Annotated in this window: 10 protein-coding genes and 2 pseudogenes; 8 read left to right on the top strand and 4 right to left on the bottom strand. The window is 68.3% G+C overall.

Features of this window, described 5'->3' with window-relative positions; translation table 11 throughout:
* Both AC1D1G_RS34830 and AC1D1G_RS34825 read right to left on the bottom strand, forming a co-directional pair.
* Positions 1-200 (bottom strand): annotated as a pseudogene (locus tag AC1D1G_RS34830) (PH domain-containing protein); the annotation flags it as partial.
* Positions 197-697, bottom strand: coding sequence for a PH domain-containing protein (locus AC1D1G_RS34825; RefSeq protein WP_477955665.1), 501 nt, complete (start codon positions 695-697; stop codon positions 197-199). The gene AC1D1G_RS34825 and the pseudogene AC1D1G_RS34830, both read right to left, overlap by 4 nt.
* 83 nt (positions 698-780) lie before the next feature.
* Here AC1D1G_RS34825 and AC1D1G_RS34820 point away from each other — a divergent pair, with 83 nt between their 5' ends.
* From AC1D1G_RS34820 to AC1D1G_RS34785, 8 genes and pseudogenes are all read left to right on the top strand, one after another.
* Positions 781-966 carry a hypothetical protein gene (locus AC1D1G_RS34820; RefSeq protein WP_005566848.1) on the top strand — a complete coding sequence of 62 codons (186 nt, stop codon included), beginning with the start codon at positions 781-783 and terminating at the stop codon, positions 964-966.
* Positions 967-1012: 46 nt separating this feature from the next.
* The gene (locus AC1D1G_RS34815; RefSeq protein ID WP_477955663.1) at positions 1013-3640 is read left to right on the top strand and encodes a bifunctional FO biosynthesis protein CofGH; all 2628 of its coding nucleotides are present in this window, start codon (positions 1013-1015) and stop codon (positions 3638-3640) included.
* A complete protein-coding gene (locus AC1D1G_RS34810) occupies positions 3637-4398 on the top strand; it encodes a hypothetical protein (protein WP_477955661.1) in 762 nt (253 codons plus the stop codon). Before AC1D1G_RS34815 ends, AC1D1G_RS34810 begins: the two co-directional genes overlap by 4 nt.
* Before the next feature lie 108 nt (positions 4399-4506).
* Entirely contained in the window at positions 4507-4830 is a 324-nt protein-coding gene (gene fdxA, locus AC1D1G_RS34805) for a ferredoxin (RefSeq protein ID WP_005263360.1), read from the top strand.
* A 2-nt stretch (positions 4831-4832) separates the two neighbouring features.
* Entirely contained in the window at positions 4833-5933 is a 1101-nt protein-coding gene (gene dapC / locus AC1D1G_RS34800; protein ID WP_477955660.1) for a succinyldiaminopimelate transaminase, read from the top strand.
* A 45-nt stretch (positions 5934-5978) separates the two neighbouring features.
* A complete protein-coding gene (locus tag AC1D1G_RS34795) occupies positions 5979-6872 on the top strand; it encodes a hypothetical protein (protein WP_477955659.1) in 894 nt (297 codons plus the stop codon).
* A 53-nt stretch (positions 6873-6925) separates the two neighbouring features.
* Positions 6926-7339, top strand: coding sequence for a PPOX class F420-dependent oxidoreductase (locus AC1D1G_RS34790; RefSeq protein ID WP_477955658.1), 414 nt, complete (start codon positions 6926-6928; stop codon positions 7337-7339).
* Between the two features lie 1338 nt (positions 7340-8677).
* Positions 8678-9108: pseudogene (locus AC1D1G_RS34785) on the top strand (hypothetical protein); the annotation flags it as partial.
* Positions 9109-9182: 74 nt separating this feature from the next.
* On the opposite strand, the gene AC1D1G_RS34780 reads toward AC1D1G_RS34785, so the two are convergent.
* Together AC1D1G_RS34780 and AC1D1G_RS34775 are read right to left on the bottom strand one after the other, a co-directional pair.
* Complete coding sequence (locus AC1D1G_RS34780) at positions 9183-9467, bottom strand: YciI family protein (protein ID WP_283352407.1); 285 nt, start codon at positions 9465-9467, stop codon at positions 9183-9185.
* A 188-nt stretch (positions 9468-9655) separates the two neighbouring features.
* Positions 9656-10441 (bottom strand): HpcH/HpaI aldolase/citrate lyase family protein (locus AC1D1G_RS34775; RefSeq protein ID WP_477955656.1); only part of this gene is annotated, 786 nt, incomplete at its 5' end.

Genomic DNA, 10441 nt, shown 5'->3' with positions numbered 1-10441 from the left:
CTCCACACGTGGTTGCCGCTCTGGGTGCCGATCACCAGCGAAATCAGCAATACGGGCAGCAGTTTGACGATCTCGTTGACGGGGTGGACGAGCAGCATCCGGCGGTCCAGGCGCAACCAGGGCTGTTCCTCCTCGGCGGCGACCGCAGCCTCGCCGTGCGCGATAGGGGGAGCGATTCCCGGTTCCGGTGCCGCACTCATGTGGCGTCACCGACATTGGTGCCCGCGATCTCGGTGAGCCGCGCGACGGTGCGGTCGGCGGTGTCCTGATCGAGGGCGGAGATCTTGACGGCACCGGCGGACGACGCCGTCGTGACGGTGACGGTCGCCAGCCCGAGCATGCGGTCGATGGGTCCGCGTTCGGTGTCGACGGTCTGGATGCGGGAGATGGGCGCGATGCGTCGTTCCTGGGTGAACCAACCGCTGCGGGTGTAGACCGCGGTATCGCTGATCTCCCAGCGGTGCACCCGGTACCGCCAGAGCGGGACGACGGCGACGTGGAGGACCGCGAGCACGACGGTGACCGTGAGGACCGTGACGTGTACCCACACGGGCCACCAGTGGAAGACGAGAGCGACGACTTGCACGACGAACAGCGGAAGCCAGAGCAGGGCGGCGTTGATCGCCCACAGTTGCTTGGCCTTGGGGCTGGGCCGCCACAGCGGGTCCGCCATCTTGACGGTGGTGGGCACACTCATGCCCCTACTTTGGCCGTGCCCCGGCATTCTGTCGAGAACCGACCTATCGTGGGAGAACCCCCCGAAGTGAAAGGAGCGCAGACATGACGTCATTCGATGCGGCCGATTCTCCGGAGGTTCCCGAGGCAGACCGGCTCGAGCAGGAACTCGCCGTGGACGACGACAGTTCCGACGAGGTCGAAGAAGTGTCGTCACTGGAGGTGAACGAGGCGGACGTGGCCGAACAGAGCCGGGCGGTTCCGGTCGACGAGGACTACCCCCGCGAATAGCGATCTGCACGGTTCGCGGGAGTCTGGGTGGCAGTAGCCGTCGTCGATGGCGCATGATCGCTGGGTGACCCATTCAGGTGAAGAATCCGGCCGGCCCACGATGCTTCCCATGCCCGGTGTTCCGGCACCAGCTCCGTCCGGCGCCTCTGCGCAGGAAGTGGCCCCCTCCGCCTCCGCCATGCGGCGGGTGCTGCGACGTGCCCGCGACGGCGCCACTCTGAACGTGGACGAGGCGACGACCCTGCTGCAGGCCCGCGGCGACAACCTGGCCGATCTGTGTTCGTCGGCGGCGAAGGTCCGGGATGCCGGGTTGCTGGCGGCGGGCAGACCCAAGGCTGTCACGTACTCGCGTAAGGTGTTCATTCCGCTGACGCGGTTGTGCCGGGACAAGTGCCACTACTGCACGTTCGTCACCGTGCCCGGCAAGTTGCGGGCCGAGGGGCGCGGCGCGTATCTGGAACCGGACGAGGTGCTGGAGATCGCCCGGCAGGGCGCCGAATTGGGCTGCAAGGAAGCCCTCTTCACCCTCGGTGACCGCCCCGAGGATCGGTGGCCGGAGGCCAAGCAGTGGCTGGACGAGCGGGGCTACGATTCGACGCTGGACTACCTGCGTGCGATGTCGATCCGGGTACTCGAGGAGACCGGGCTGCTGCCGCACCTGAACCCGGGTGTGATGAGCTGGGAGGAGATCTCCCGCCTCAAGCCGGTGGCTCCCTCGATGGGCATGATGCTCGAGACGACGTCCACCCGGTTGTTCACCGACAAGGGCGAGTGCCACTACGGCAGCCCCGACAAGGATCCGGCGGTGCGGTTGCGCACGCTCACCGACGCCGGACGGTTGAGTGTGCCGTTCACGACGGGCATTCTGGTGGGTATCGGCGAGACCGTGCGGGAACGGGCGGAGTCGATCATGGCGATCCGCAAGTCGCACAAGGCGTTCGGGCACGTTCAGGAAGTGATCGTCCAGAACTTTCTCGCCAAGCCCGACACCGCGATGCGCGATGCCCCGGACGCGGGTCTCGAGGAGTTCCTCGCGACCATCGCTGTGTCCCGGTTGCTGCTCGGCCCGGGGATGCGCATCCAGTCGCCGCCCAACCTGGTGTCGAACACCGAGTGCCTGGCGTTGCTGGGTGCGGGTGTCGACGACTGGGGTGGTGTGTCTCCGCTGACCCCGGACCACGTGAACCCGGAGCGGCCGTGGCCGAACCTGGACACCCTGGCCGAGATCACGGCGGAGGCCGGGTTCGAGCTCACCGAGCGCACGGCGGCGCAGCCGCAGTTCGTGCTGGCCGGCTCGCCCTGGATCGACCCGCGGATCACCGGGCACGTGCAGGCCCTCGCGGACCCGCACACCGGGCTGGCCAAGCTCGACACGAAGCCGGTCGGGTTGCCGTGGCAGGAGCCGGACGAGTCCTGGGAGTCGACGGGCCGGGTGGATCTGAACACCGAGATCGACACCGACGGCCGCAACACCGAGACGCGCAGCGACCTCGGCAGCGCGTTCGGGGACTGGGAAACCGTCCGCGAGCAGGTGCTGGAGTTGAGCGGCCCGGTGCGGGTGGACACGGACGTCGTCGCGGCGCTGCGCAGCGCCGAACGTGATCCGGCGGGCTGCACCGACGACGAGTACCTGGCGTTGGCGACGGCCGAGGGTCCGGGGCTCGAGGCGATGGTGGCGCTGGCGGATGCGCTCCGCAAGGACGCCGTCGGCGACGAGGTGACCTATGTGGTGAACCGGAACATCAACTTCACCAACATCTGCTACACCGGCTGCCGCTTCTGCGCGTTCGCGCAGCGCAAGGGCGACGCGGACGCGTTCACCCTGTCCACCGACGAGGTCGCGGACCGCGCCTGGGAGGCCCACGTCGCGGGCGCGACGGAGGTCTGCATGCAGGGTGGCATCGACCCGGAGCTCCCGGTCACCGGGTACGCCGATCTGGTGCGCGCGGTGAAGAAGCGGGTGCCGTCGATGCACGTGCACGCGTTCAGCCCGATGGAGATCGTCAACGGCGCCTCCCGCGGTGGGCAGAGCATCCGGGACTGGCTGACGGAACTGCGCGAGGCGGGTCTGGACACCATTCCCGGCACGGCCGCGGAAATCCTCGACGACGAGGTGCGCTGGGTGCTCACCAAGGGGAAGCTGCCCACCGCCACCTGGATCGAGGTGGTGACCACGGCGCACGAGCTGGGTCTGCGGTCGAGTTCGACGATGATGTACGGGCACGTCGACAACCCGAAGCACTGGGTGGGACATCTGCGGGTGCTGCGCGGAATCCAGGACCGGACAGGCGGATTCACCGAGTTCGTCCCGCTGCCGTTCGTGCATCAGAGTGCGCCGCTGTATCTGGCGGGCGCGTCCCGTCCGGGCCCGACCAACCGTGACAACCGGGCCGTCCACGCCCTGGCCCGGATCATGCTGCACGGGCGGATCCCGAACATCCAGACCAGCTGGGTCAAGCTGGGGGTCACGGGTACCCAGGTGATGTTGCAGGGCGGCGCCAACGACCTCGGCGGCACCCTGATGGAGGAGACCATCTCCCGGATGGCGGGTTCGGAGCACGGATCCGAGAAGACCGTCGAGGAACTGCGGGCCATCGCCGAGGGAATCGGCCGCCCGGCACGCGAACGCACCACCACACACGCCCGACGCGAGGGAAGGACACCGGCGGCATGAGCGAGACGGATCGGCTGGGCGACGACACGGTCGTCGGCATCCTGGATCGCGCTGCCCGGGGCATCAATCCCGTGCTCGATCTGGCCCTCACGGATCCGTTCGGTATCAAGAGCCGGACGTTCACCCCGATAGCGGAGGACCGGGGCGCCGCGGAGGCGCTGCTCGACGGGATCGCCTGGGTTCTCGACACCGTGCAGTTCCCGGGGACGGCGTCGTGGGAGAAGGCGAGCGACGACGAGCGGGCACGGTGGTGGGTGACGCGGATCGGCGCGCTGAACACGATCGCGGTCGCATTCCCGGGCATGTTCGGGGTGCTTCTCAATCGGCTCCCGATCCAGGACGTGCTCGGGTTCGCGAATCAGGCGGTCGTTCTCGTCGCCGTCGCCCGGGAGCACGGCGTGACGAACCGGTCCGACCAGGTGGACCTGCTGGCGTCCGTGCTCTGCCGGCGTGAGACGGACGCGGTGCTCGCCGACACGACGCGATCCGATTCGGCGGACGGCGCGTCCGTGTGGCGCCCGTTCGGGCTGATCGGCGCGCTGTGGCGCACTGCCCGCACGGTGCGCGCGCTCAGTGACGAACTCGACAAGCGTCCCGGGCCGGGCTCGACCTACTCGCTGCTGGGCAACATCCCGGTGGTCGGTGTGGTGGCCGGGTATCTCGGCGAACGGGGCGCGCTGGTGAGAGCGGCGAAACAGGGCGAGCAGTGGATCGCGTCCCACGCGCCGCTGCCCGCGGCGGTACGCCGGGTCAGGTAACCCTCACCGCAGAGAGGTCCGCCGGGCAGGCGATAATAGTTTCTTCCGCGGGGTACAAGCAGCCCGTACCTCGTGCCTACTCGTGTCAGAAAGGCAGGGAGAGCGGCAGTGCCCTACACGATTGCTGAACCGTGCGTGGATGTGTTGGACAAGGCGTGTATCGAGGAATGCCCTGTCGACTGCATCTACGAGGGCGGGCGGATGCTCTACATCCATCCGGACGAATGCGTGGACTGTGGCGCCTGTGAACCCGTCTGCCCCGTCGAAGCCATCTTCTACGAAGACGACGTCCCGGACCAGTGGAACGGCTACATCGCCGCGAACGTCGACTTCTTCGACGACCTCGGTTCTCCCGGCGGCGCGGCGAAGCTGGGCAAGGTCGACTACGACCCGCCGTTCGTCAAGGCTCTGCCCCCCATGGGCGAGGACTAGGTGTGCCTCGTATCCCGGTAGCCACAGCACTTCCCGACTTTCCGTGGGACTCGCTCGAGTCGGCGAAGGCGAAAGCCTTCGCCCACCCGGGTGGCATCGTCAACCTGTCGGTGGGGACCCCCGTCGATGCGGTCGCCCCGATCATCCAGGACGCGCTGACCTCGGTCGCCGCGGTTCCGGGATATCCGACGACGCACGGCACCGAGGAGCTGCGTAACGCCGCGGTGGAGGCGCTGCGCCGCCGCTACGGAATCAGCGGCATCGATCCGGCTGCGGTGCTGCCCGCGATCGGCACGAAGGAGCTCATCGCCTGGCTGCCACGCCTTCTCGGGCTCGGCGCCGACGACCTGGTGGTCATCCCGGAGCTGGCGTACCCGACCTATGAGGTCGGTGCGCTCCTCGCGGGTGCGCGGGTGATCCGGGCCGACGGTCTCAACCGGCTCGGTCCGGAGGGTGCGTCGCTGATCTTCGTGAACTCGCCGTCCAACCCCACCGGCAAGGTGCTCGGTCTCGAGCATCTGCGCAAGGTGGTCGACTGGGCGCGTCGCCGCGGCGCCATCGTGGCGTCCGACGAGTGCTACCTGGGGTTGACCTGGGAAGGTGAAGCCCTCTCGGCCCTCGACGAGCGGGTGAACGACGGCGATCTCACCGGGCTCCTCGCGGTGCACTCGTTGTCGAAGACGTCCAACCTCGCGAGTTACCGCGCGGGGTTCGTCACCGGTGACCCGGCGTTGGTGGCCGAACTTCTCGAGGTCCGCAAGCACGCGGGCATGATGGTGCCGTTGCCGATCCAGTCGGCGATGACCGCCGCGCTCAGCGACGACGACCACGAGAACGAGCAGCGTGAGCGGTACCGCCGTCGCCGCGAGATCCTTCTCGCAGCGGTGCGCGGCGCCGGATTCACCGTCGACAACTCCGAAGCCGGGCTGTACCTGTGGGCGACGCGCGGCGAAGCCTGCCGGGACACCGTCGAGTGGTTCGCCGAGCGGGGCATTCTCGTGGCGCCGGGGGAGTTCTACGGTCCCGGCGGCGGCACCCACGTGCGCATCGCGCTCACGGCCAGCGACGAACGAATCGCGGCCGCGGCCGAACGACTGGTCTGACCCGAGTCGGCACGAACGGAGCGGTCACGGTGCAAGTATTGGGCCGTGACCCTCGACGACGTCGCCGACGAACTGTACGGCCTCGACCCCGGTGAGTTCGTCGAGGCGCGCACCGCGCAGGTGACTGCGGCGCGGGAGAACAAGGACCGCGCGCTGGCGACCGACATCGGGAAGCTGCGGAAGCCGACGGTCGTCGGCTGGCTCGTCAATCTGCTCGCCCGCGAGCTCCCCGACGAGGTCGACGCGCTCCTCACTCTCGGTGAAGCCCTCCGCGACGCGCAGCGACACCTGTCCGGCCCGGACCTTCGGCGGCTGAACACGCAGCGGCAGCAGGTGGTGCGGGCGTTGGCGCGCAAGGCCGGTGAACTCGCCGCCGAGCGAGGCCGGACGGTCGGGGAGGACGCCCTGCGGGATGTCGGTCAGACGCTGCACGCGGCACTCGCCGACGCCGAGACCGCCGAACAGGTGCGGCGTGGCCGGGTCGTGACGGCGGCGAGCTACAGCGGTTTCGGTCCGGCCGGACTCTCCGTCGTCCAGGGAAAGACCGCGAAGAAGACCTCGACGTCCGAACCCGCCACCGCGCCCCCGGCCGACAAGCCGGGGAAGAAGTCGAAGAAGAAGCCGGTGGAGCGGGACCGCGACGCCGAACGCGCGGCGGCCGAGGCCGAACTGGCGGAGGTCACGTCCCGGGCCGAGGAGGTCCGCGGTGAACTGACGGACGCGAGAACAGAACTGGAGAAGGCGCGGTCGACGCTGACGGAGATCGACCACCGGATCGAGGAACTGCGCGCCGAACTCGAACACGCCGAGCAGGAGCGGCAGTTCACGCGGAACGCGGAGAAGGCTTCGGCGGAGGCGGTGCACCGGGGGGAACGAGACCTCGACGCGGCGGAGCGGCGCGTCGAGGAAGCGCGGCGCGCAGTCGAGGATCTCGGCTGAGGAACGTCCCGGATCCTTGACCTCGAGCCCCGTTCAGGTTCTAGCGTGAATTCATGTCCTTCACTGCGCAGGAACTCGAGTATCTGGCGTCACAACGCCTGGGCCGGCTCGCGACGGTCCAGCCGAATGGAACCTTGCAGGTCAGTCCCGTCGGCTTTCACTACAACGCCGGCACGTCCACGATCGACATCCAGGGCTACAACATGGCGGCGAGCCGCAAGTTCCGCACCGTCGCCGACAACGGGAAGGTGGCGTTCGTCGTGGACGACGTGCCGTCGGTCGATCCGTGGCGGGTGCGCTGCGTCGAAATCCGCGGACGCGCCGAGGCCCTCGACGCCGATGCCGCCCAGGCGAACGATCTCGGCGGACCGACCATTCGCATCCACCCCGAACGGATCATCAGCTTCGGGCTCGGCGCCACCGATCAGGACGTCCATCAACTCGTGTCGAACGCCCGCGACGTGTAAGGCGCAAACTAGGCGGAGTTGCATCCGATGACGCATTCGACGCTTTCGAAGTAAGACGCAGTCACAGCGTAGTCCGAGGCCCGACTCCGAGGAACGCCGTCACGCGGCGCCTATTCCACCAGCATTTTGGGTGTTGTGTTACATGCCGCAATGATGCATTCGATGCATCGTGGCCGACACGGCGGATCGCCCCGGTGTCGCCCACTTGGTCCTCGCACCCGGTGTCGCACACTTGGTCCCGGAGACGGCGGTATTCGGTGCGATGTTGGACGGGTGGGCGGCGCAGCAGTGCGCCCGTTTCCTCCAGCCCGCGACGATCGAGCAGCGGCGCGCCTTGTTGCGACGGCTTGCCGAGTTCACCAACGACTATCCGTGGAACTGGCAGTGCCCAGATCTCGAGGAGTTCATCGCCAGCTGTCGTCCTGACCACACCGCAGGCGTGGGCGGTGCTCGACCATCTGCGCGCGCATCCAGACGGTCTAACCTCCGGTAGCTCGGACGGGCCAGCCGGGCTGGAGCGGCTCCTCGCCGCACTCGCCGAACGGTATCCCCAGGTTCATCGGATGCGGTGTGCCGACTGCGGCGCCGTGCGGGCATTGCCGTACCGACGCGACGAGGCGAAGATCTGCGGACGCTGCTACGGCCGTACTCACCTGATCGTGTGCGCGCGATGCGGCCGGCAAGGACACCCCGCGGTCCGCGACCCCGGCGGCGGCACCGTCTGCATCCGTTGCACCAGAACGGATCCGGCGCGACACGAATCGTGTGCCCGATGCGGCAAGACCACTCCTGTCGCCTACCGGATCGACGGCGCACCGTTCTGTCAGAGCTGCGGCCCGCGCAAGCGGCACACCTGCAGCGGCTGTGGCCGCACCAATCAGATCGCTCACGCGATCACTGACGACGGGCCACTCTGTCCGCGCTGTCACCGCCGGGCTCGGGTACGCGACTGCGGGCGCTGCGGCCGCACCACCAACAACATTCGTGTCGACGACCGCCGCCGGCACCTGGATCTGCGACCGCTGCTGGACACCACCGACCGAAACATGCTGCAGCTGCGGGAAGGAGAAGCCCTGCGCGCGCCACACCACGGGGGGGCAACCAATCTGCGCCACCTGCCGCGCGCGGCAACGCCCCACCCACCCCTGCTCACAGTGCGGAAAGGCCCGGGCGATTCAGACCACCCTGCCGCTCGGCCGAATCGGCGGTGCCTGCTACCGGCACCTGCGGCGTACCCCCTCGCCGTGTGCCCGTTGCGGAAAGCGGCGCCCACTCCTCGGCGTCCTCGCCGAGTGTGGGCGGGTGTGCGGTCCCTGCTCAGGTGCAAACCGCAACTGGTACGCAGCGAGCCTCCCCGGTCCATCCCGCCGCGGCACGGTTACCGCCCACCTGTTCGCCTATCAGCGCGAGTACGGGGTCATTCCTCGGCTGGGGTGGCCCGGTGCCGATGACGCGGTGCTGTGTCACCAGTGCAACTTCGCCGGCTGCACCAACCCCACACACATGCGGTTCGGGACCAACGCCGTCAACCGTACCGAATAGCGCCTGCGGCGCCGCAACCTCGCCAGCCCACTGTCGGACGTCCGCGGCCCCGCCGGACGCGCCCCGCCATCGCCACCACGATTCGCACGGGCCTCGCCCGCGGCGAAGCCCCTGAGAAGATCGAGGAACGGATCAGGTGCGCGGAAGCGGCCGGCCTGCCTCTCACGCTTTGGTCACTCCTTCGAACAGATCGGAGCTGGCGAGGCGTATTCCGTTGCCGGCGGTAGGCGGCCCGCTCGGCGTGTCCGAGACGCGTCACTGCTGGATCCGGTCGCCTACGCGCTGACGGCGGTGCCCAGTCCTAGTGGCTGAGCGTGCCGAGTACCGGTGTCCATTCGATGATCCTGTGGGTGGGAACGAGTCCGTGAGTGACGAAGGGGTCTTGGGTGAAGAGCTGTTCGACGGTCTCGGCGGTGTCGGCGTCGACGACGACGAATGCGCCGGAGTCGTCGGTGTAGGGGCCGGAGACGATCACGGTCTCCTGTTCGACGAGGTCGGCGAGCCAGTCTCGATGTGCGGTGCGGTGTTCATCGCGGCCTGCAGCGGTGACGGCGGAGTAGGTGTACTCGACGACGAAGAGGGGCATGTTCTCGCTTTCTCGGTGAGTGGGTGTCGTTAGGGGTCGCGTGGCGATTGTGGATCCGTGTACTGCAGTTCAGGTCCGTGGTGCATACAGGTGGGTCGAAATGGTAGTGGACGATATGTGGCGCTACCTCGCATCATGAGGGTCAGCAGTGGCTGCACAGACGCTGGGCACTGCAGGGTGGGCAGCGTTCATGGCGAGAGAACTCCGAACGCCGTGGCCAGCCGGGCGATCTTTTGGGCGCGGCCCAGACGGGGCAGGTCGCTGCCGTCGCGGATGATGCGGCCCCGGCCTTCGAAGTCTGCGAGGAAGTCCCGCGCCCAGGTGGCGTCGTCCGAGGTGGGGCTGATGGCGGCGTTGATGACGGGCAGGTGGTCGATTTCCAGGCACAGCTTGCCGGTCAGTCCGAGGGTGGTTGCCAGCGTGGATTTCTCGTGGAGGACTGCGTGGTCGTCGCTGACGGTGGGGCCGTCGATCGGGCCGGGGAGGTTACCGAGTCGGCTGGCGATGACCAGGCGTGAGCGCGGATAGGCCATGGCGAGGTCGTCGGCGCTGGTGCCGGTGTCGCGCCGGTAGTCGCCGCTGCCGAAGGCCAGGCGGAAGGTGYCTCGGGCACGTGCGATCTGTGGGGCTTCCTCGATGCCCAGGGCGGACTCGATCAGTGCGAGCACCGGGGTCGCGCCGCCGAGTCGGTCGAAGGTTTCGGTCACTTGCTCGGCGGACTCGGCCTTGGCGAGCATCACCCCTGCCAGGCCGGGAAGGCCCTTCAAGGTGTCGACGTCGTCGGGCCAGAACGGGGTCGAGCGGTCGTTGATCCGCACCCACGCCGACCGTCCTTCCAGCCATCGAGCGACGTCGGCACGGGCGTTGGGTTTCGCGGTGGGGTCGACGGCGTCTTCGATGTCGAGCACGATCTGGTCGGCCCGGGACTGGTCGGCTTGGTCGAAGGTGTCTGTCCGAGTTGCGTTGACCAGCAG

It is taken from the genome of Rhodococcus sp. P3_B8, from assembly GCF_056402775.1.
Note: the sequence above shows the minus strand (reverse complement) of the source record. Positions and strands in the feature narration are given on the sequence as shown.

Excerpts from the sequence above, each read along its gene's own strand:
- AC1D1G_RS34815 (WP_477955663.1), top strand. The coding sequence starts at position 1,013 with ATGGCGCATGATCGCTGGGTGACCCATTCAGGTGAAGAATCCGGCCGG.
- AC1D1G_RS34825 (WP_477955665.1), bottom strand. The coding sequence starts at position 697 with ATGAGTGTGCCCACCACCGTCAAGATGGCGGACCCGCTGTGGCGGCCC.
- AC1D1G_RS34810 (WP_477955661.1), top strand. The coding sequence starts at position 3,637 with ATGAGCGAGACGGATCGGCTGGGCGACGACACGGTCGTCGGCATCCTG.
- AC1D1G_RS34790 (WP_477955658.1), top strand. The coding sequence starts at position 6,926 with ATGTCCTTCACTGCGCAGGAACTCGAGTATCTGGCGTCACAACGCCTG.
- AC1D1G_RS34820 (WP_005566848.1), top strand. The coding sequence starts at position 781 with ATGACGTCATTCGATGCGGCCGATTCTCCGGAGGTTCCCGAGGCAGAC.
- AC1D1G_RS34780 (WP_283352407.1), bottom strand. The coding sequence starts at position 9,467 with ATGCCCCTCTTCGTCGTCGAGTACACCTACTCCGCCGTCACCGCTGCA.